This is a genomic window from Mucilaginibacter sp. P1_A3 (assembly GCF_056406855.1).
Genome location: NZ_JBFTZJ010000003.1, coordinates 320,958 through 344,739, shown reverse-complemented (window position 1 = coordinate 344,739; position 23,782 = coordinate 320,958). Strand labels below are relative to the sequence as shown.

Below are 23,782 nucleotides of genomic sequence, written 5' to 3'. Positions count from 1 at the left end.
AACGAAGCAATATGAAAAAAATATGCACCACCGGATTGTTGTTTTGTTTCTTCTTAACTGGAGTAATTCCAGCTTTTGCGCAGGGCGGCTCTCCAAAGTATAAAGATGGCATGACTTTAAAGCTGGATAGTTCGGGCCATAAGTACATTCGTTTCTTTAGCTGGGCCACATTCTGGGCCAGGCAGACGAACGCAAATCCCGGGACCGCTGTGAACGGTGTAGCCAATAGCAATTACACGGATTTCAGTCTCCGACAGTTTCGGCTGGTAACTTTAAGCCAGTTATCGCCCCGTTACCTAATACTTGCAGACATCGGCATCGACAACCAGAGCTTCTCAAGTGGAGGAACAGCAGGAGGCGGAAATACCGGAAACGGAGGGCCCACCTTTGCGGGTACGCTTGGCAAAAAATCTGAACTTTATGTACATGATTTATGGAATGAGTACGCTATTTATCCTGATAAAGACCCAGTTACCGGCCAGGCTAATAATGCCACACTTTACATCGGCACAGGCCTGCATTATTGGAATGGCATCAGCCGCATGACAAGCTCGGGTTCCGCAAACTACCTGGCTGTGGATGTTCCCCTGTATAACTGGCCATTGGTTGATCTTTCCGATCAGTTTGCCCGGCAACTAGGTATATATCTGAAGGGTAATATCGGCCGGTTATCTTACCGTTGGGCGGTGAACAAGCCTTTTACTGTTTTGTCGACTCCCGCCGTATTTTCCACGACGATGCCAGACAGCGCTTTTGCTGTAGACGATAACGCAACGGGCAAGATGGCCACGACAGGTTACGCGGCATGGCAATTTTTCCAAAAAGAAAACAACCAGCTGCCTTATACCACGGGGACATATGTTGGAACCATGAAGGTTTTCAATATTGGTGCAGGGTATTACCATACACAGGACGGCACCGTTACTCAAAAAAACAACACCGTTAGCTCGACGCTGATTCGGCATCCGATCACTTTATGGGCAATAGACGCATTTGCAGATCTTCCGTTCGGAGGCGGCATGGCAAATTGGGCCATTACTGGTTATTCCGTTTATTATCACTATGATTTCGGACCGGATTATCTCCGCTATGGCTCAATTATGAACGAGAACGTAAGCATGGCACCAGGATTTACGGGAAGAGTATCCCAGGCTGGTTTCGGCAATTCAGCTCCAATTATCGGGAGCGGCTATTCATGGTTCAGCCAGGCAGGTTTGTTGCTTCCCAAAACACTTTTTGATGAAAAGATCCGTATTCAGCCGTTCGGGGAGTTCAGTTTACAGCAATTCGAACGTTTTGGGCCGACTAAATTTACTTACTGGAGTGCAGGAGGGAATATTTATCTTGACGGCCATCATGCCCGCATCTCTTTCAAATATCAAACGCGCCCGATCGTCATTAATAATTCACAGAATGGATCAAAAGGATCGTTTATCCTTGCGACGCAGGTCTATCTTTAGTAGCCTTATAGGTAAGAGATCCCGGGATCAAGTCGTTTTAAATATTATGTTCTTATATTTACGGCGGATATGTAAACCCGCGGCAAAATATCCCAACAGTTAAAATATGAAGAAAAAAATCCTGATCATTGAGGAGTCTGCGATTGAAACTGCCAGTCTGCAAGCGATACTGCAGGATCAGGGTTATGAAGTAACAGTCAGCACCTCTGCATTGGCCACTTTGATTTTGGGGGGCGAAAGAAAGCCTGATCTGTTATTGCTGCCGGTCTTTATTGCCAGTGATCCAAATGGATTGGAATTAGCCTGGGTCTGTAAAGACTTTTCGATTCCTTTTGTCTTTATATTACCGAACTCCGACCAGGAGACACTTGAATCCGCAAACAAAACCCAGCCTTACGGATTCATATCACGTCCGCTCCGTAAAAGGGATGTGGTCGCTACGATCGCTCTAGGCCTCTCGCTTCACCAGCACCATCAAAACTTCCAGTGCAATCTGAGTAAATGGCTAAATGGACTATTAGTCAGCATCATGAACTGTGCAGGTGATGATGAGCAAAGACTAATGTGGCTGATCAAGGCCTTCCAGCCCTTTATTCAATTTGATAATGTTATTGTTAACCTTGACCTAAAAAACGGAGGTAGGGACTCCGTTTACGCTTTTGAGCGGCTTGGATTAGATGAATATCGTCGCAAGGACCATATTTCTTATATCAGAAAAGCAAAATTGGAAGACCTGGATCTCCGTCTATACAGGAACAGGGCATTAGGAAAGGCTGGTGTATACGTTGAAAACGGCGAGCATTTTGATCAGGGCTGTCAACAGTTTCGCTTTGCGAGTAAACTCCGCGAATTTTACAAGATCAATTCTGAAATGACTATACCTCTAGTCAACGTAGAAAAAGAGCTCTATGCTTCCATCGGTTTTTACAGTACTGAAAATGCTCCGTTCACCCATGAGCAGGCGGATCTCTTAAGGTTGGCAGAACCATTCGTAAGCAACGCTATCGCGTGGATAAAAGAAAGTGGACTCGCACTGAACGCGACTCAAAAAGACGGCTACTCGATTGACCATGTCCGTGCGCCGGAAATTTTCAAAAAAATCGTGGGAAACAGTCTTAAGTTGCTGTCGGTACTGGACCAGGTAACACAAGTAGCCCCATTTGATACGACCGTTTTAATCACCGGGGAAACCGGAACCGGTAAGGAATTGCTTGTTGATGCGATTCACCAGCTCTCAACCAGAAATCAGCGCCCGCTTGTAAAAGTGAATTGTGCAGCCATCCCGGAGACGCTGATCGAGGCTGCATTTTTTGGTTACGAGCGGGGGGCATTCACTGACGCCAGTGAAAAAAAAATCGGATGGTTTGAAAAAGCGCATGGAGGCACAATATTTCTTGACGAGATTGGAGAACTGCCGATGCTGCTACAAAGTAAATTCCTGCGGGTTTTGCAGGAAAAGGAAATTCAAAGAATTGGCGGGACAGCAACTATAAAAGTGGATACACGAATAATAGTGGCCACCAATAAAAACTTGAGTGCTGAAGTCGCAGCCAAACATTTTAGGCCGGACCTTTATTTTCGTATTAACGTTTTCCCCATAGAGATTCCACCATTACGGGAACGGAAAGATGATATTCCACTTCTTGTAGCCCATTTCATTAATAAGTTCACTACTGAAAGAAACGTACCTTTTAAGACCGTAAGTCAGGAAGCGCTAAATGAACTGGTCAGTTATGAATGGCCCGGGAATATCAGAGAATTACAGTCTGTTGTTGAACGCACGGCATTAACAGTTCAGGGGACAGAAATCCAGGAATTCCTGCTTCCGGACAACACTCCGATGGATGATGAGCAGCGGGAGCAGGAGTACCTGGAAACTTACCAGGAAATGGAACGCAAACACATTCTCAAAGTTCTGAAAAGCTGTAAAGGCAAAATTAACGGCAAAGGCGGCGCAGCGGAAATCCTTAACCTGCCTCCCACTTCGTTGAGTGTAAAAATGAAGAAGCTCAAAATCAGCTGGCACCATACCTATTAATAAGGATAGCGATATATAACAGCCATTACAAGAAAAATCCCTTTATCATAAAGCAGGCAAACTCCATAGAAACGCATCTGCAATCACGCGACTTTCTACGCCACTTCCCTTCCGTGGTGTGTCTCATCTCTGCACGATTGCTGTTAAGGAAGATTATTCCGTTTCAATAACATTATAGAAAAACAATAGATCAGAGGGAATTGCTGTTGATCAAGCCTAACGTGTCTATAACAACATTCGTTTTACGCTATTTAGTATCTCTAGCAGTTGAAATACGAAATAAAGCAATAACAAACTCCCTGGACTTCAAATTAGTTATTGATTATCAGACCATTAATCGATGGCACTAAAATGGACTTTTATTGGAAAAAATGATTCAGTTGTCTGGTCCCCATTAGGCGGTTCGACGTGTATGTCTGATATAAAAGAACCAGACGCCGGTATATGCATCTCCAACACGGGGTAACGACTGATATTATACATCAATATTTTACAAATAAATAAAGTATCAATGACATATATGCAGATGTGGAAATGGCTGAAAATATCAGTGCTATCATTCGAAGAGCACGAGGAAATCATGCTAAAGCTACAGAGAAAAGCCTGACTGCTAACCTGGCCGTGATGAGCTTTGTTTGATCATGGTGTAAATTTTTCAGGCATGGAAACTTCGGGAATACCTGAATAACCGTCCCAAATCAATCATCGGAGTCTGAGCTTTCAGGTTCATTATTATCTCGAAATGAAAACGTTAACATTGATCTGCTTATTATTTTGCTTTAATCGGGTCTTCGCACAGGATACAGTAACCAGAGTGTTATCGCTAACGGAACTTTTTCAATTGACCGAAGCTAACAGTAAACAATTGCAGGCCTCGAAGCAGAACGTGGGCATTAATGAAGCCCGTACAGAAATTGCAAGGTTCCAGAGGCTGCCCGAAATTGTAACCTCGGCTGATGCAGGTTACCTTAGTACCATAGCCATCCTTAATCCAAATTTCTCCTGGTACACCAATGTAAAGACACCACATTTTACCAACAACTATTTTTTAGAAGCAAGTGAGACATTGTACAAGGGCGGGACTATCCGTTTGAATATCAAAAAAGGGCAGCTTAATGAACAACTGGCGGGACTTAATTTTGAAAAAGACCGGCAGGACATTAAGTTAGTGTTACTAGGCAGATACCTCGAACTTTTCCAGCAATATAATAACCAACGAATTTTCAATCAAAATATCCTCCTGGCCCAAAAAAGGCTTGATGACCTGACAAAACTTAAGCAACAGGGTCTGGTAACCCAAAACGATGTGATCAGAAATGAACTGCTAATTTCTGATTTTAAACTTGATCTTCACGAAACCGAAAATAATATCACCATCCTAAGCAAAGAACTACAGGTTGTACTTGGGCTACCCGGCGCGACACGTATATTGCCTGATACGACGGTAGCTGCCCAACCGGTCGAGGTGCGGAGCATCGAAGAATATAATACTTTAGCACAACACAATCAGCCAGCAATCGGTGCCAGCAGATTAAGTGAAAGAATTGCTGCCAAAAACATCGAATTAGAAAAAGCAACAAGACTTCCTGAAATTTCCTTATATGCCGGTGATGCCTTGCAGAGGCCATTTTTAAATACGCTTGAGCCTTTAAATATCTATTATAACGCGTATCAGGCCGGAATCAAAATCAAATATAATATATCGTCTATATATCATGCCAAAGATCGTATCCAGCTGGCCAGACTGGAACTGGAACAGCAGAAAACACAAACCATTTACCGGCAGCAGCAGGCAGAAATAGAAGTCACGACAGCTTTTACACGTTACCAGGAAGCAAGGGAACATTTTACAACTTTAAGTAAAAGCCTGGAACTTGCGAACGATAACTTTCGGGTGGTTCAAAAAAAATATATCAATCAGTTAGCGCAGGTTACCGATATACTGGACGCGAGTACAGCAAAGCTTTCAGCTGAGCTTCGTTTAAATAATGCAAGGATAAATATCATCAATCAGTGGTACAGATTACAAAAAGCATCCGGTAATTTTTAAAAATTTAACATACAGTAAATGGAAAATCCTGTCAACCAGCACGAATCGCCAGCAAAGCCTTCAGCCGCCGAATTAGCAAAAGAAAGAAAACGCAAACGCCGGATCATTCTGTTTAATATTATATCATTGATGATCGTTGTTTCCGCACTTGTGTGGGCAGCAGTTACCTATTTCCATCTGGACAATTCGGTTTTCACTGATGATGCCCAGGTCGAATCCTATATCAACCCAATTAACACCAGGATCACCGGTTATATAAAAGATATCAGATTTACGGAGCATCAACGTGTCAAAAAAGGCGATACCTTAGTGACAATTGATGATGGGGAATACAAAATACTGGTTGCCCAGGCCGAAGCAGTGCTTATGGACGCCAAAGCCGGTCGGCTGGTGGTTAACTCCTCTGAAGACGTCGCACGCAATGGAATAGATATTTCAACCGCTAATATATCAGAGATCAGGGCCAGGCTGACCAATGCAGAGGTCAATTATAAGCGATATGCCAGCCTAGTTGCAGACGACGTTGTATCGCAGTTTCAATTTGATCAGATTAAAACGGAGCGTGATGCTTTACGGGCGAAATACATTTCGTTACAAAGTGCACAGCAAAGTGCCCGTTTAACCACTAATGAGACACAAAAAAGATTTGCTGTAGCGGATGCTGCGGTTGCCAAAGCCAGCGCAGCTTTAGCATATACGAAACTAAATCTTACTTATACGGTGATAACTGCACCCTATGATGGCGTCGTTGGCCGGAAAACGATCGAAGAAGGCCAAGTGGTACAGCCCGGACAAACATTAGTCAGCATTGTACGCGGAAATGAGAAGTGGGTTACCGCCAATTATACAGAAACACAGCTGAGATACCTGAAAGTTGGACAATCAGTAGACATTAAAGTCGACGCCATTAAAGAAAAACATTTTAAAGGAGAAATCTTTTCTATGTCGGAAGCAACCGGAAGCCGTTACTCCGCTATACCTACCGACAACTCGACCGGAAACTTCGTGAAGGTCCAGCAACGATTTCCGGTCAAGATAAAATTATCATCAACTAACGACCCGGATGAGGTTGCCCGTTTAAAAACCGGCATGAACGCAGAAGTGGAATTGATCAAATGAAGAAAAATCATGCTGGAAAATAAGATCTTTTTTGAGTGGGTGCGAAAGGAATTGCATCTTTTATTGCTAGTTCTTTTGTTGATTCCGCTCGGCTTTACCGGTGGAATTGTCAGTAATGTTTCAGGATATATAACCGGAAGTCTCAGTGCCATACCAGCGGATATTACAATGGCCTCTTATGCACACACGATCGGTTTGATCATTGGCGTTCCGTTTGTCTTAAGTTTTAAGCAGATTATTACCAGCAAAAATCTGCTGCTGGGAGTTTTTTCAGGTCTAATCGTATTGAACCTGGTCATTCAATATACCGATCAACCGCTAATCCTCGTGATGGCCTCCTTCGTAGCCGGTTTTTTTAAGATCCTGGGACTGTTGGAAGTCTTTGCAACCCTGATACCGATACTTATGCCAAAGGGCGAACGTTACCGGCTTTACGCGGTTTATTACCCGGTTACGCTGATCGCGGCTCAGCTGACGACAATGTTCATGGCCTACGCTGCGGACCATCTGAACTGGCAATTTGGTCATTTCTTTTTGATGGTGCCATTGCTGGCCGGCATCGTACTCATATTGTTTTTCGTCCACCCCGAGTTCCCCGGTGAAAAAATACCACTTTATAACTTTGACTGGCTTGGCCTAGTGCTTTTTACGATCAGCATGCTCCTGCTAGATTACGTGCTTTCGTACGGACTCACTGAAGACTGGCTGAGATCCCGAAAGATCATCGTGGCTATTGTCGCCTGCTTGCTGACCATCACTTTATTACTTAGCCGAACGTATATTGTCCGCCAGCCTATGCTCAATCTTCACGTGCTACGCTACAAAAACGTACGCCTGGGGCTCGTAACGATGTTCATTTTAAGTTTGTTTTTTGCAGCCAGCAGCGTACAGAACAACATGATGAACCTTGTTTTCAAAGGAAATGCTGTCGAAATCACCCGGATTAATCTTTACATGATTCCGGGTTTTATTACAGCGACAATTATCGGTTACATGTATTATCGTAAATTTACCAGTTTCCGGTTCATGATCATTTTTGTCGTAGTTTGTTACACGATTTCTTTCGTCCAATTGTACTTTATCACGACACTTACAACAACATCTCAGGCCTTTTACTTGCCAATGTTCTTCCGGGGAACGGCGATTTTACTATCCTACATGGCAGTCGGAATCTACGTTGCCAACGGATTGCCGTTTCTGGAATTTTTTTCCGTAACCGTGTTTTATCTTGCCGTGAGAGTGTTTTTGGGGCCCGCAGTTTGTTCAGCTTACTTATCCTATTTTTATTACCACCGGCTAATACATAATGTCAACTTACTTTCTTCGAAAATGGATCAAACAGATCCATTGTTTGCGGCAGCCTATAGACCTGCCTATCATAGTGCTTTAACTGGCGGCCAGGCTTCTGATGAGGCTGTAAACTCAGGAATAAGGTCGGTTTTCACTAACGTGCAGAACCAGGCAGCGCTGTTGACCATACGGGAAACCTTCGGGATGATCATCGTCATTGCATGTCTTTTTATTGCAGCTCTTCTGATTATCAAAATATATCAGCGGACATCGGAAAACGGGAAAGAAGGGTTCACGCTAATCTGATTAATCCTGAGTTGTTCTTACCACCAATTACCTCCTTTTTAGAGCGATTTATCAAGAGGTAGTGCATCGCTTCAACAGTGTTCTGCTGATGATGTTCTTACCACCGGCACCTACTGGACGTTTTAAAAACACTGTGCTTTTAAAAGCCAGCCATTATCCCCTCACTGTAATATAGAGATTTATTAAGATCAGTTAATTTGTATAAAATAGAAAAGGCCCTCTGCATTACAGAGGGCACTGAAAAAGTCCCGTTAAATCGGATAAAAAAAGGGTTGTGCCATAAATCATGAACAACCCCTTTTCCTTACCCCAAAAGTGGGAATGACATAGCTCTGATTTGTATAAACGATTCTCAGAGCGTCAAATTGAATTTTTAACTGCCTTTTTCAAGCCTCAAATATTGAGGGGACTTTTTCAGTGCCCTCGCATTACCATGCGGCCTTTTTACTAGCTGAGTTGTTTTTATTTGGCTATTTTCTCAAGAATGATGGCCAGTGAATCAGGTTTCGCCAGGAAAGGTGAATGGCTTGTATTCAGCTGAAAGACGTTTTTAATACCAGCTGCCGCAACCATCCGCTTCTGCAGGTCATATGTGATCGCATGATCCTGTAAGGTATGGATATAATACTTTTGTACACTTCCGTAATTTGCCGCTGTGATAGTTGCAGGTTCTCCAAAAGGAATTCCGGGCTCTGTCCGATAGTTATTAAGGACTAAAGACTTCACTGCATCGGATCCGTCTTGGATAAAAATATCAGTGATCCTGCCATGAGGAAGATCAAGTATTATCCCGCCATCAACCTTTTCAATGCTCGGACCTAACAGAGACCCGGCATCAGTATTAGCAAGGTCTAACAGGCTTTGGTTATTAGCGGGAAGAAATGCGTTAACATAAACCATTTTTTCAATTTTTGAGGGGATCTTTTCAGCAACCTCTGTTATAACCATACCACCCATGCTATGGCCACAAAGAATTACTTTCGTGTTTAAACTATCGATTACATGGATTACCCTGTCCCTGTAAGTATCCAGGTGGATCGTGTTGAATGCAGTCTTGTCAGACCCGTGCCCTGCCAATTGTACGACCACTACTTTTTGGCCCTGGGCTTCCAGCTTACTTTTTACAGATTCCCATGCGTAGGGTGCAGACCAGGCACCGTGAACAATAACGAATGTTTTGACATCTACCGGTGGATTGGCATCATCATCTTTGGAACAACCTGAAAAGGTTAGTAATAAAATTGCTGCAAGAAATACAGCTGCTAGTGATTTTTTCATCTTGATGATTTTTAAATAAATAATTGAACATTTGCTTACGCCAGCTTACTTCAGTAGCATTTTAAACGCGTTAGATACACTCACCTTGCGAAACTAATGCCGAACAACAACTATTTGATTTACAGATTATTAATCCGAGACAAGGCGTTTAGCAGATACTTTATTTCATAAATCGACTATTCTTTATAACCGAATTCCCTGCATTGCGATCTTGCAGGCTCCCCGGGTCGCCATCGTGGCATAGTTTTTTTTTCTGGGCCCCACACCAGGAATAGACCGCCTTTTGCCAGTTGATCAACTCTTCATTTGAATTAGTATGTTTTGCCTTGCGGGAACGGAGAGGTTTTATACCCCAATTACAATCGATATATCGGGAGGCGTTTGCATCATAACGGATAGGAAAATAAACCGACATTCTTTTTGACAAAACTATTCAGGGAAATCGGTTTTCGACCGGTGATTTTCTCAACCCAGTCACTGGTTCCGGCAAGTATTCCATCCTGAATATCAATAAGGATAGCGAACATATGCTGTATAAAGTATGGTGAACATTGTGAATTTTCCATCAGGGTAATAAATGTTTTTCCGTCAATCGGTTTATAGGATATCTTCCGGTGAAGGTTATTACACAAGATCTCTGCCATTTCAATATGAGACAATTCAACGGGGCCGAAAAGCGGATAAATCTGGCCCATATGTGGTTCAGGATTCAATAATATAGCGGCGATCACCCTTCCCACGTCTTCCCCGGCTATAGGCGCATAACGGCAATCCCCAAATGGAGAAATAAATTGATTTTTTGACGTTAAATTATGATTGAGGAAACTCAGCCATTCGGCATATAAGATTGGTCTAAGGTGCGTAACAGGAGTTCCGGAGCGGTCAAAGATCCGTTCTGCAAACCAACGGTCTTTAGCCGCATTGCTTTTAGCCATTCTTCTGGAAGTGCATTGTGACAGGTTAACAATTAAGCGCACGTTTTCTTCCAGCGCCGCTTGTGCGAAGTAAACGGAAGCCTGCAGCAATCCTGGAGACTGAATGGGATATATAAATAAGGCAGCATCAACTCCTCTTAGCGCAATACTCAAGTTGTCGAAATTAGATAAATCGCCTTCAATGATCTCAACGCCGCGTTCGGCCAGGGCATCGGACCTGACATCAATCTTATGCACCATCGCCCTGACCGGTTCATTCAGTTCCAGTAAGCGGTCAATCGCATTCATGCCAGTTACGCCTGTCGCCCCGGTAATTAAAACTTTAGCGTCCATAATTTATGCTATTATCGTTAGCACAATGTGCAACTACCTCTTTTTTTTTTGCGTATGCGGCTGGTTAGCAATTAAAGCGAACATGCTACTATTTTTTGATAATTGATACAGCTCATTGCAGCACCATATGCATTGAAAACCGGCCTGCTTATAAACATGTTGATCACTGCGTTTTGACCTGACAGTTTGCTGCACCATGGCAGCCCGGAGCCGAAAAGCCGAATAATTAAAAGCTATATTCATATTCGTTTGTTAAGGTTTACGAAGCTAGCCGGAGGCCCGGCTGGTTTCCAGATATATCCAACATGATGCCAACAAGATAAATGACTAATTGACAATACCTTAGGTAAAAAATAAGGAAATACTACTTACTTTATATCATATTTAAACATTTGAAATATGATATAAAGTGAAAGAGACAGGAAAACTGCATTCGGTTCCATGATCAAAAGCCTGACTTGATGGACAAGATATTTAATCGAATCAACAGGCAACACCCTGGTGGCAGCTGCCATCTGGGAGCTCTTCCTCCAGGGAATTAATGGGTGGAAAGATGATCTTTACTGTGGTACCCTGGTTAACGGTGATACTCAGATCTCCACCCAGCTGACTTGACAATCCATACATCAAATTCATGCCCAGGGTATGCCCTGAATCACCCATAAAATTTTCAGGTATACCGCATCCGTCATCCGATATAGACAGGCAAATATTTCCCTTCTCGTTAAGATATACCTGCAAGCTGATGAACCCTTCTTCTTTAATCAAAAAGGCATGCTTAAAACAATTAGACATCGCTTCATTGATCAGCAAACCTAGAGGTACAGCCTGGGCTACATCAATTTCAATATGTTCAATTGCCAGTATGAGGCGAATTTTTTTGTCCGGGCTAATATTATCCTGCAAATAGCCGCCCAGCTCAGCAATATATGAACCGATATTGATATAGCACAAACCTTCAGATTGATATAATTGCTGATGTATAAGAGAGATGGAATACATTCTGCGTCTGCTGTTGCTAATAGCCTCCTGCGCCTGATGATTTGAGATATAAAAGGATTGCATATTTAGCAAGCTCATGGTAACCTGAAGATTATTCTTTACCCGATGATGAATTTCTTTAAGTAACCATTCTTTTTCTTTAAGTAACAGCGTAAGATCTTCAGCAGAGGTCATTAACTTTTTATGCTGATTATCAATTTCCAGTTGCTGGGATTGGAGGAGCAGATTACTTTCCTGTTTAAGCCGGTAGCGATTGTAACCAATGCCTGAAACGATCAGCAACATTATTGCGACACCAATCGTAAGGTTGCGTTTGACTTTCTCCTGCCTGAGGGTGGTGCGCTGCAATAGAGATTGGCGAGCGAGCATTTGGATATTCTTATTTTTCAGTAAGATGTTTTTATCTTTTTTCTGAGTTTCATACTGAATGTTCAGTAAGGATATTTCCCGGCTATTAGATTCGTTAAGCAAAGAGTCCTCGCCGCGTTTATAATTCTGGTAATGTTTTATGGCCGACAGATAGTTCCCTAATAAGGAGTCCGTTTTGAAAAGCCAATTTTCATGTTCTTTATTAAATATTTTAAGATTATTCTTTTTACAGAGATACTGATAAGCTTTGACAGCTCTAAAAGCAGCCTTGCTTTGTCCTGTCAAGTTATCGTAACGGATAATTCCGTTTAAAGCATCAAGCTGGTCAGTGAGTGCCAGTTCTTTTGATGCTGATAAATGGCTGAGTTCGAGAAAATAGGTCTCGGCACCTTTAACATCGTTCATATCCAGACATGTGTGAATCGATGTCGAAGCAAGCTTTTCACGGATATTGACAGGCAATTTAACATTTTTGTATTTTTTAAGCGTATTCAGAAGCCCCAGCGCTTTTTCCAGCTGGCCACTCTTGTTGCTGCGACGCAATTCACCAGCCGTATACATTCCATATTCAACCATGGTAACTGTATCTTTTAATTGTCCGATGCATTTAATTAAAGCTACGGCCTCGTCAAATTTATGATCGAACAGATAAGACATACCCATGTTAAAAGTTATTTCTAACATGGCAGACGTATCTTTCTGCATATAAGCCAGCCGTCTTGCTTTCACGTAATATGTATGAGCAGTGTTATAATTCAGGACCCGGTGATAGGCCATGGCCGTGGCATAAAAGATATTTCTTAGTACCGGGGAGGACGTATCACCGGATGCTTCGATATTTTTAATTGCGAGCAAGCTGTATTTTAATTCATTTACAAAATCACCTGTTCTGCTAAGGGCTCTACTGATCAGATAGTAAACTGAGCCCAGGTCTTTATCGTGCACAGATTCATACAATTTCAATGATGTTCTTAGGTTTTCGAGGGCCTCCTTGTTTTTACCGGCCAATAACTGGTTTTCACCAATATCTTTAAATGCATCGCCCGCACGCCTGACTGTTCCCGACTTCATAAATGCATCTGCTGCATTTCTGAAACATTCGATTTTCCGCTCAAAGCTTGCCGGCCGGTCATCGTATCGTTGCCCCATAAGGATATAGGTTTCACCAATGTCTAAGAAATCACTGGCCTCCATGAAGCATTTTAAAGCTTTGCGGGTTAACTGCAGAGCTTCCTGATTCTTTTTATTTTTAATTGCAATAAGTGCGGATCCAAGAACTGAACGGCCATAGCCTATCTTATATCCCTTCACATTACTCAACTTTTCCGCCTGTTCGACAAAATAAATTGCGCTGTCCACATTTGTCTTTTCGTTCCCTGGCTTATCCAGATATAATTTACCCAGCGTCAAAAAGACATTAACTTTTGCGGTATCAGCCTTAGCTTTACTTAACCCTATCCTTTGAACACCAATCTTATCGTTTTGAATCCCCTGACTAAAGGCGGTTTGCCAACAACCGAACAAAAACAAACAAGCGATTAAGGCTATTTTTTGATTCATGATAACAAGTTTATAAAGACCAAGTAATTCCATTGCCAAATCATGGTTAGTTAAAAATGCTGACCATCAAAACTTGCTTGTGTCAGGCGGTGAATTTTTTTACGATGCCTAGCTTGTTCATCTTTGAAATCAGGGTCGTAGGTGCCAGATCGAGCATTTCGGCTGCGCCCCCCGGACCGCCAATCCTTCCGCCGCATTTCTTCAGTACCGAAAAAATGTAGTCCTTTTCCATCTCCTTAAAAGTTTTAATGGGCGTATCGCTTGCATTTGCTGCAGCTTCCTGTAGTGTTTTTTCAGGCAGGTCAACGCGTGTGAGTACCGGGCCACTTGTAAGTAGTATACCACGTTCAATAATATTTTCCAACTCCCGGATATTTCCCGGCCATTCGTAAGCTTGTAAAGCGTAGCCGACCTGATCAGACATCGAAGTAACATTTTTACCCATTTTCTTGGACAGGTTTTTTAGGAAGTGTGCAGATAACTCAGCTATATCTTCTTTGCGTTTGCGTAAAGGAGGCAAAGTCAGTGGAAAAACGTTCAGGCGGTAATACAGGTCAAGCCGAAAACGACCTTCCGCTACCTCTTTCTCCAGATTGCGGTTAGTTGCGGCGATTACACGCACATCAGTTTTGATGATCTGGTTGCCACCCACACGAACAATTTCCTTTTCCTGTAATACACAAAGTAGTTTCACTTGCAGATCAAGCGGTAATTCGCCTATTTCATCCAGAAAAATAGTCCCGCCTATCGCCTCTTCAAACTTTCCTATCCGTCGGTTTATAGCGCTTGTAAACGCACCTTTTTCATGTCCGAAAAGTTCAGATTCCATGAGCGCAGCAGGTATGGCTGCGCAATTTACTTTTACCAAAGGTTTTGCTTTCCGGTCAGAGAGCCGATGGATAGCTTGCGCAACTCTTTCTTTTCCGGTCCCGCTTTCTCCGAGGATAAGTACAGAGATATCAAACGGAGCGACCACGCTCAGCTGTTCTTTTATATTATCAAAGGCGTCACTCGATCCTACCAAACCAAATTCTTCACTTTTTAACGAAGTCTCTACTGCAGGGACCAGCACTTCGTATACTGTGTCGTTCACCTGCTGAACCTCGGCGACTGGAGCATTAGTATGATAACTCAATAATTTGTCCCCCACCTGGATCAACAGGAGCTGCAACCGTTCCAACCAGGCTACATGTTCCTGTTTAAAGGCATGGCTGTCCCTGTTATAAAAAGAGCAAAGAAATTTTCTTTTTTTTGGCAGTTCAACGGGTTGCATTAATACCGATCCTAACTCGAATTCGCGGGCGATTATCTTTCTGAACGGATTTTGGTTCAGCATATATTCGAAGTCGTTACCCCCGTAATAAACTGCTTCCTCCGGAAAAACGCCACTTGCTTTTGCAGCGTAAAGCTCTTGCTCGGTCTTACCCACGCGTACAGCCAGCTCTTCAACTGACAGGAATTCAAAGCTGCCTCCGTCGTCCTTCAGGAAGGCAATCTCATTTTTGCCATGATTTTCATCTTCCCAGCAAACGGCGAAATAATCGAATGTAATGTGACGATGGAAAGCGGCCATTATTGCCGACATTTGGGATCGCCAATCATTTGAACTCTCCATAACCTGCAGGACCTCGGACTGCAGGGCAACCTCTTTGACCAATTTAGCTTCCAGGTTATTTTCGTGGCGATAAATTGCTATATCCAGTGCTACAAGGACATCTTTCTCTCTAAATGGCTTTACCATAAAGCCATATGGTTTTGTAGCTTTGGCAAGCTCCAAAACACTTTGATTAGAATTCGCAGATACGTAGATAAAAGGAATTTCAAGTTCGTTCAGCGATACGGCCAAATCAAGTCCTGTTAATTTTCCTGTTAATTGAATATCGACAAAAACCCAGGCGGGACGTTTCAGCTTTATAATTTCCAAAGCTTTGGGTACAGAAGGCGCGATCCCGCTGATCTCATAGCCAGCCTTTTCCAAAATTTTTCTGAGATCTTCAGCAATGATGAACTCATCTTCAACGATTAGTATTTTTCCGTTCATTTTAATATATCTTAAATTGATTATCTTTTCGTTCTAAGCTTGTATTAATTCATCCTTTTCCTTATTCACAGGTTTATTCGGGAACTTAGCATCCTGAAAAACCACGTCGATTTTAGTTCCCCGTTCACTGCAAATGCAAAATTCACCTTCGATCTGTGCTGAGAGACCTGACATCAAATTCATCCCCAAAGAGGCCGAAACCTGATGATCAAAGTCGGCTGGCAAACCTATCCCATCATCCCAAATTGACAGGATGATGCGATGATCGTCATCATTTTTCAAGGAAATTGAAATGTTTCCTGCTTGGTTATCTTTAAACGCATACTTCATTGCATTGGTAATAGCCTCGTTCAATATGAGGCCTAAAGGAATTGCTTGCGAAATATCCAAAGCCGTTGGGGAAACACTTATTAAAAACCGCATATTATCCTCTTTTCCAAAGCATTCTTTCAGATAGTTCACCAGTTCCGGTATATAGGTAGACATATCTATTTCGGTAGGTGTTTCCGACTGGTATAATTTCTGATGGATGAGCGACATGGCATGTATACGGCGTTGACTATCTTGAATCGCATCCCTGGCCATTTCATTATCAAGGTAAGAACATTGAATATTCAGCAGACTCATCGTAACCTGCAAATTGTTCTTTACCCGGTGGTGAACTTCCCTAAGCAGCCATTCTTTTTCTTTTAACAGTGTTGATTGTTTGGAATTAAAATTCTGAAGAGTAAGATTTTGCTCATTGATCTCCGTTTGCTGAGCACGCAGAAGCAGGTTGCTGCGCTGTTTGAGGCGGAACCTATTATAACCGACAATCAGGACAAGCAGCAATAAGCTACTGCCGCAGATCACGATATTACGAATAGAGCGTTGTTGCTCTAATTTGGTTTGCTGTAAATTTGCCTGCTTAATCAGTAATTGAATATTTTTGGCTTTGAGTACGATATCTTTATCCTTCTTGTCTGATTCGTACTGCACATTAAGAAGAGCCGTTTGCCGGCTGTTTTTCTCCTTCAGGATAGAATCATCAACATTTTTTAATTCCTGATAATGTTTGATAGCAGAAATATAGTTGTGCGTGGCAGAGTCGGCTTTAAACAACCAAAGCTGGTCCTGCGACATAAATATTTTAAAATTATTTTTCACACAGAAGCGCTGATGCTCTGCGATATAAGAATAAGACCTATTGTATTGACCGGTAAACTGGTAATAGGATATGATGCCCCGTAACGCTTTTTCATGAATTTCTCCCTGAACATTCCCTTGCCTGGCCAGCACCTTCAGTTTATCAAAATAGCTTTTAGCTTTGTCAAATTGTTTCAGATACAGGTAATTCGTCATAAACAAGTAGGCCAGCTCTACGCCCAGGCCCGGACTGCGGGTTGAGGCATTAAGCTTTGTCAGTTGTCTCATCAGTGGAATAACATCGATAAACTTAGCCAGCTTCATCAGCGTGTATGCTTTGTTTAAGGTCATGGTAACAATTGCCGATGTATCTTTGAATTTGTAAACATTGCGTAAGCCTTTATCGATATAATGGTCCGCGGCTACATACTGCTTGGTCATGTAAAAGGAAAATCCGGCACGGTAATAAATGGTCCCGAGCTGGGCGGAGGTGTCATTAACTGATTCAGCAGTTTTGACGGCGAGCAGACTATATTTCAGGGCATCTACAAAATCCCCCATTTTGGCTAAGTCATATCCCAGGAGATCATAAACGCCTTGCATGTTTTTATACCCTGTAGAAAGATAAATGGATACAGCCGTTCTGAGATTTATGAGTGCTTCGTTATTCTGGTTTGCAATGATCTGAAAATCGGCAAGATCCTTTAAGGTTGTTGCCATTCTGTTACGTGCCCCGGCCTGATGAAAAAAAGCAATGGCCCTTTTATAATATTCCATCTTCTTACTCAGTCCGGGCTCATCATTATTATAATACTGCCCGATTATAATCAGTGCTTCTGCGATATCTGATTTCAGGTTGAGCTCCGTGGACAAGCGCAGAGCCTCTCTGGAGAAATACAAGCCCTTTTCTTTGAGTCCCTGATAATTATAAATCATTCCGGAAAGCAAAGCAATCCGGGCCTCGCCGCGCCTGTCGTGAAGTTTCCCATTCAAGTTGGATGCTTCCCGTAAAAACAAAAATGCACTGTCTGCATCTTTCTGCGTGCCAGAAGGCTTGAAAAGATAGGAGCGGCTTAAAGACATCAAAAAGTTAAATTTAACGGTGTCCTGCCTGGCCCTTTTAGTTTGTTGCTTAAGTGCCGGAACACCCAGTTCATTCAGAGGCTGCACATTCACATTCAGGCACCCGAAAACCAGGTTTACTGTTAAAAATAATGCAGCTAACTTCCTCTGAATGATCATTCGGCACCAAGTCAATTTGACTTATGTTATAGCCAACGATGTGCCATCACTTAAAACATTGTATATCAGAGCGTTAATATACATATTGGCAAACTATATCACTTTATTTCGTAAAAAAACAAAGTCAGCTATGATATAAAGTGCTCAATCTTCCCTAATAAGAAAACAGCCAGCGTGACCTGCTGCAACATTGCTAAAATTGTAAAAGCACAAATACCCTGATACCGTGCCTTGCTACTTCGGGATGATTCAGATAACTAAACCTTGTAACATAATCGAGGCGAAGCACTTTAAATATATTTCCTATCCCGATGCTGCCTTCCTGGTATGGTCCGTCATTGAGTGCATAGGTGAAAGGTGCACCATTTCTTAAAGGAAACGTTAACAGATCAGGATGCTTGGCCGGGTCGTTCTGGTCCCGGATACCTCCCCATAATATTTTATAGGAAACAATTTCTCTTAATTTTAATTTCTCCAAAAAAGGTATCTTATTGAAGATGAATCCATTGAAATTCTGATCAATATTTATGGCTGCATAATGATCGCTCACAAATTCCTGAAAATTCATCAGGTTATAAGATTGGATTTGCAGGGCGTAACTTTGATTCGCATGGGCGATATCCAGTAGAGGAAAAGGCACCTTACCGGCTATGTAACCGCCCTCTGTACTTACATCAGCATAACCGAGTTGAGAAAGGTAGAACCGTTTTGTGATATTACCTGTAAAGTTTTCATACCTGTACTGACCGCCCAAAACACCTTTGAAGCCCTGCTGAAAACGAAGGGTATAAACGGGGTATTTATCCGGGATCGGCGTACGGTAAAGCTTGCCCTGGTAGAACTTTTCGGAAGGTGCAAAGCGTAACTGAAAATTCAGCTGTACATCTTTGACGTTTTCCACCAGATTATTTGAACCGTCTGCTGAATTTTGATAGTATAGAGCACCTCCGACATCGGGGCCGGCCGCCTCCTGGGTCCATTTTTTAAACCCGATCTGATACGAAACATGGTTTAGGAATTCCTGAACGTAATCAAGTTTAAATACATCGTTATTGGTTAGAATATCGTTATAACCACGCTTGAAAGACAGCAAAAAGTTACTTTCCTGTACGAATTGCAGTTCCTGCCCTGGTATTTTGGTATCGTGCTGGTAACTGACCCGAACAAAGCTTTGCGGAAATGCATAGATAGATTTATTGTTAAGGGAATAGGTACCGCTCAAAAAGTATTTCCATTTTTGATCCTTAAAACCATATGCCCCGTAAACTTCAGAATAATAACGCTTGCTAAGCGCTGTCGTTGTGCGGCCACCGAGCCTGAGCCGGAAACCCTCGATGGGGTTGAAGCTATAAAATGTATTCAGCGGACCAACTTCGAACTTTCCGAAACTTTTATAGCCGGCCAATACCAGGGTGGCAATATCCATCGTCCGTCTAAACGATGGAATGGTTTGGAGGCTGTCAATGTTTTTATACACATCGCTTTCGGCCTGCTTCAGCGTGTCAGGCCTGTTTTTGACCCAATAATCCTCGCTTTTATCTTCCGCATCCGGCATAATAACCTCAGCCGGACCCTGATAATTAACAGATGGCCGGGGTTTATTTATGATGAAATCACTGAGCATTACCACTCGCTCACCCAGTATGCCGCCGCCTTTTTTCTTATTCAGGCCGAATTCTATCTTCAGATCACTTTGATTAAGATGATAACGACCGTCGCTTGCTGTTTCAAAAGCGAGAATAGCCTGCATTTGCCGCACAAAATTCAAGTTGATGTTTTTGTTAACCGATAGAACCGCCTTTTCGACGGCATAATTCCCGTCCATGGTAACATATAACCGCCCCTCAAATAAAAGATCTGTCCCGTTTCGGGGCGTAAAGCTTAATTCTATCAATTTCGGTGAAACATCTTTCAGGGTATCTGTTATGAAGAATTTATAGAAACCAGGCGAAGAATCTGCTATGGGGCTTAACAATTGATTTCCAAGCATGGATATATTATTGTCATATATATTAATATCTTGGTACATTCTGTTAAAGAATGAGCTCAAACCCTGGTTATCGACAAAGTTTTCATCATATTTAACCTGTTTGCTCGCTTCGATATATTGCTTTTTAACAAATGGTTGCTTGCGAAAGAAATTGTGAGAAAGCTTTTCCTCCATGTATATCGGAAGAAGGTTTTGTCCCCCAATGTCGGTCGAGTCTTGTTTCCGGAATAGAAATTGGTAGTTTTTAAATATGCCTTTTCGCATAAACTTGTCTGACAAATTACTTAGGGCGAAGATCATTTTTTCATATTGATGGTATTCGGCGTAATTATAATTTTCGACACGATTACTCTCCTTGTGCGCGATGACTTGCCGGATAAGCTCAACCGCTGGATTTCCTTTGTTGCGGTACTTTATCTTTTTTCCTGATCGTACGACAACTTCCTTGAGCAAGTTTTCGTCTTCTGTCATACTTATATTAACTACCTGAGACTGGCCAGGAACCACCTCCTTTATAACAGATCGGTAACCAATGAAGGAGAATTTTACTTTGCTGAATTCACCGTTACCTCTTATGGTATAATGCCCGTTATTGTCCGCGCTTGTTCCTATCGTAGTACCTACCAGAGTGATGGTAACAGCAGGCATGCTTTCCTTTGACTTTGCGTCAACAATATTTCCGCTTATAATAGTTGGGGACTGAGCATTTGAAGCCTGTGCAAATCCTGCAAAGAATAAAACTGCAAGAAAAAAGCTATTTTTAAAAAAGTTGTTTTCCATCGGGTGTCGATTTATACATGGACAATTTGATCGTCTGACATGGCAGTCAGAGTAACCCAACTATTTCTCCAAACATCAACTTTCTGCAAATCAACACCTTACAAAATTTCCGAGGAAATTAAATTGTGATATATCGTAAATAAATGAGCAGATTAACGATTCAGCCCGTAATCTGCAATTGACCCGGATAATCTGCAGGTAGCATTTAAGGTGAGCAGGCGAACGCTATCAAAATAAGGAAAACGTGCTCCATAAGCTAAGAATGATCGATAACCGAACAGCGGGGCGGCGCTGAAGTCAGCAAAGGCCGATACTTTAAGTTGTAAACAATACCTTTTATAAAAACTCAGATTGATGAAAGCGGATGCCAGCGATGGTTGGATTACGAAATAAAGCATCAAACCTGAAATAAAAAATCAATAAATAGTTACAAATGAAATAGTTAGACTACGGCATGTAATTGGGAAAGTAAATAGCAACACTTTTAACTCCCATTACGCCAATGAGCAATCTAAGACAAAATTTTCTGATATTTATCGTGATACTGGCGGCCATTATGGAGCTTATAGACACGTCTATAGTCAATGTGGCATTAAATTACATGAGTGGTAATCTTGGGTCGACTTTAGAAGATACCTCCTGGGTTATTACATCGTATGCAATTGCCAATGTAATCATTATACCCATAACAAGTTTTTTAACTACCAAGCTTGGCCGTAGAAACTACTACATCGGATCAATAATCTTATTTACTTTTTGTTCCATGATGTGCGGGCAGGCGGGAAATATCTGGACCCTGGTCTTTTTCAGGTTCATACAGGGTTTGGGCGGAGGTGCACTGCTATCTGTTTCCCAAGTAATCGTATTTGAAATTTTTCCTAAAGAAAAGCAAGGTGTTGCAAGCGCATTATTTGGTGTAGGCGTTTTTGTAGGTCCCACTATAGGACCGACATTAGGTGGTTTCATCACTGAAAATTATTCATGGCCATGGATATTTTATATAAATGTCCCGTTGGGCGCCCTTGCCGCCATATCTTGCTTCTTTCTTTTGTCTGAACCAATAGTGAAGCAGACCATTAAGAGGGTTGATTGGACAGGGATAGGTTTGCTGGCTGTCGGCATAGGCTCTCTGCAGACCGTGTTAGAACGTGGTGAAACAGATGATTGGTTTGCTGCAAATTATATTATATGGCTCACAGTTACCGCCATCATTTGTCTTACTTCTTTTGTTCTCTGGGAACTGAAGATAAAAGATCCCGTGGTAAACCTACGTGTGTTGAAGAGCAAAACGCTGAGTGTCGCCGCTGTCCTTACATTTGTAACCGGCTTGGGATTGTTCACCTCTGTATATCTGACGCCGGTCGTTGCACAACGACTGTTAGGCTTTACGCCGTCCCAAACCGGGCTACTACTGCTTCCTGGCGCTATAATCGCCATCTTCGGGCTGATCATTTCCGCACGCCTGTTGCAAAAAGGCTTATCACCGATCATCATTATCATTGTCGGATTCGCATTGTTTATTTATTTCAATTGGCGAATGTCCGGCCTGACCTTGGAGACATCCGGTGGGGAAATCACATTTACCCTGATATTCCGGGCAGTGGGCCTCGCCTTGCTGACCGTTCCTTTGACAGCGCTCGCCGTTTCCTCGCTTGAAGACAAAGATATCCCCCAAGGCGCAGCTTTGAATAATATGATGCGACAGCTGGGGGGATCCTTTGGCATATCCATTTTTAACACTTACCTGGCCAGAAGAATAGCATTGCACAGGGTTGATCTGATCTCCCAAATTACACTTACCGACCCCCAAACCGTATTAAGGCTCCAGAGTTACACATCTTATTTTCATAACAAAGGCTACAGCATTTTTGACGCACAATCCAAAGCGCTGAAATTAATTGACCAGGTCGTTATCCGGCAATCTACATTATTGAGTTATAATAATGCTTTTTTCCTCTTGGGTTTAATCTTCGTTGCAGCATTACCGTTGTTATTAATAGCAGTCGGCCAGGCGAAAAGAAAAGGCGGTCCGGTTATTCTTTCCGATCATTGAAGATAAGTCTCAAGAAGGTTGCTCAATTGCTAATAACATATGCAAGTTAAAAATGGTACAGGTCACAGATATGCAGATAATGTAGGACGTTCCCTAATAATCTCCCCAAAATCCCGGACAGACGGAAAAAATTCAGTAAAAAATGGTGCAATCTCCTGCTGCATATTATTCAGGCTGTCACTTTGTGTTGTTATGGCGTAATAAGTAATGCCGTAAACATCATATTTATTCTTTATTAGTTTCGCTCGCCGGCAAAAAGCAAGTTATTTAAGTTCTCAGGCTTTAAGGTTTGCTTTTCAAAAGGTTTGGCAACGGGATTCAGGGAGTAGAAATAGGGCATGTTTTTGGGCCAGCGTTTCCACACCAGAACGACAGCTTTATAGGCGGTGTCAGGTGTGGACAGAAACAAATTGTCGCCGAGACTATAAAATGTTCCCTGGTAAACCACCGGTCGAAACAACTCGTTCGGCCTTGCCCGTTTTTCATCTACCAAAAGTTTGCCATCTATTTCATAATGGATGGAGGCTACCCCGCTTTTAGCGTGAAAGGCTTTGATCTTCCGGGCCAGCGGATCAATCAAAATACGGTCTCCCCTGCCAGCAGTCACCCGGCTGATGATGTCCAATATATTATGCTGGCCACCTAATTCGGGACGACCATAATAAAAAACGGTACTATCTTTTGTGTGTGTGGAAAGTAAGTTAGGTCCACACTTATTCTTGTGGAGCTAACGTCCCAGCCCAGTTGGTTGCGTAGCTCACTCCTATCCTCCGGAGATCGGGAAAACGATACTTTGTTACAACACAGCAGA

At 42.4% G+C, this 23,782-nt stretch carries 13 protein-coding genes; 6 read left to right on the top strand and 7 right to left on the bottom strand.

The window, feature by feature from the left end; translation table 11 throughout:
• The first annotated feature begins 11 nt into the window (after window positions 1-11).
• From AC1D0K_RS08135 to AC1D0K_RS08115, 5 genes are all read left to right on the top strand, one after another.
• Window positions 12-1,460 (top strand): hypothetical protein, encoded by a 1,449-nt coding sequence (locus AC1D0K_RS08135; RefSeq protein WP_477394619.1) that lies wholly within the window; start codon window positions 12-14, stop codon window positions 1,458-1,460.
• A gap of 106 nt (window positions 1,461-1,566) precedes the next feature.
• Window positions 1,567-3,498, top strand: coding sequence for a sigma-54 dependent transcriptional regulator (locus tag AC1D0K_RS08130; protein ID WP_477394621.1), 1,932 nt, complete (start codon window positions 1,567-1,569; stop codon window positions 3,496-3,498).
• A 742-nt stretch (window positions 3,499-4,240) separates the two neighbouring features.
• Window positions 4,241-5,548, top strand: coding sequence for a TolC family protein (locus tag AC1D0K_RS08125; protein WP_477394623.1), 1,308 nt, complete (start codon window positions 4,241-4,243; stop codon window positions 5,546-5,548).
• Between the two features lie 18 nt (window positions 5,549-5,566).
• Window positions 5,567-6,667: an HlyD family secretion protein gene (locus AC1D0K_RS08120; protein ID WP_477394625.1), complete on the top strand. Its 1,101-nt coding sequence runs from the start codon at window positions 5,567-5,569 to the stop codon at window positions 6,665-6,667.
• Between the two features lie 9 nt (window positions 6,668-6,676).
• Window positions 6,677-8,263 carry an efflux MFS transporter permease gene (locus AC1D0K_RS08115; RefSeq protein ID WP_477394627.1) on the top strand — a complete coding sequence of 529 codons (1,587 nt, stop codon included), beginning with the start codon at window positions 6,677-6,679 and terminating at the stop codon, window positions 8,261-8,263.
• Window positions 8,264-8,725: 462 nt separating this feature from the next.
• Here AC1D0K_RS08115 and AC1D0K_RS08110 read toward each other — a convergent pair whose 3' ends face one another.
• The 6 genes from AC1D0K_RS08110 to AC1D0K_RS08085 all read right to left on the bottom strand — a co-directional run bounded on the left by AC1D0K_RS08110 (window position 8,726) and on the right by AC1D0K_RS08085 (window position 20,918).
• Window positions 8,726-9,541 carry an alpha/beta fold hydrolase gene (locus AC1D0K_RS08110; protein WP_477394629.1) on the bottom strand — a complete coding sequence of 272 codons (816 nt, stop codon included), beginning with the start codon at window positions 9,539-9,541 and terminating at the stop codon, window positions 8,726-8,728.
• Window positions 9,542-9,927: 386 nt separating this feature from the next.
• Window positions 9,928-10,809: an NmrA family NAD(P)-binding protein gene (locus tag AC1D0K_RS08105; RefSeq protein ID WP_477394631.1), complete on the bottom strand. Its 882-nt coding sequence runs from the start codon at window positions 10,807-10,809 to the stop codon at window positions 9,928-9,930.
• 483 nt (window positions 10,810-11,292) lie between these two features.
• A complete protein-coding gene (locus AC1D0K_RS08100; RefSeq protein ID WP_477394633.1) occupies window positions 11,293-13,740 on the bottom strand; it encodes a histidine kinase dimerization/phosphoacceptor domain -containing protein in 2,448 nt (815 codons plus the stop codon).
• An 82-nt stretch (window positions 13,741-13,822) separates the two neighbouring features.
• Entirely contained in the window at window positions 13,823-15,781 is a 1,959-nt protein-coding gene (locus tag AC1D0K_RS08095; protein WP_477394635.1) for a sigma 54-interacting transcriptional regulator, read from the bottom strand.
• Between the two features lie 33 nt (window positions 15,782-15,814).
• Window positions 15,815-18,148, bottom strand: coding sequence for a sensor histidine kinase (locus AC1D0K_RS08090; RefSeq protein WP_477441308.1), 2,334 nt, complete (start codon window positions 18,146-18,148; stop codon window positions 15,815-15,817).
• A 193-nt stretch (window positions 18,149-18,341) separates the two neighbouring features.
• Window positions 18,342-20,918: a DUF5686 and carboxypeptidase-like regulatory domain-containing protein gene (locus AC1D0K_RS08085; protein ID WP_477394642.1), complete on the bottom strand. Its 2,577-nt coding sequence runs from the start codon at window positions 20,916-20,918 to the stop codon at window positions 18,342-18,344.
• 502 nt (window positions 20,919-21,420) lie between these two features.
• On the opposite strand from AC1D0K_RS08085, the gene AC1D0K_RS08080 reads away from it, so the two are divergent.
• Complete coding sequence (locus tag AC1D0K_RS08080; RefSeq protein ID WP_477394644.1) at window positions 21,421-22,971, top strand: DHA2 family efflux MFS transporter permease subunit; 1,551 nt, start codon at window positions 21,421-21,423, stop codon at window positions 22,969-22,971.
• A 235-nt stretch (window positions 22,972-23,206) separates the two neighbouring features.
• Here the strand turns inward: AC1D0K_RS08080 and AC1D0K_RS08075 are convergent, their stop codons facing one another.
• Window positions 23,207-23,596 carry a hypothetical protein gene (locus tag AC1D0K_RS08075; protein WP_477390080.1) on the bottom strand — a complete coding sequence of 130 codons (390 nt, stop codon included), beginning with the start codon at window positions 23,594-23,596 and terminating at the stop codon, window positions 23,207-23,209.
• Window positions 23,597-23,782: the final 186 nt, after the last annotated feature.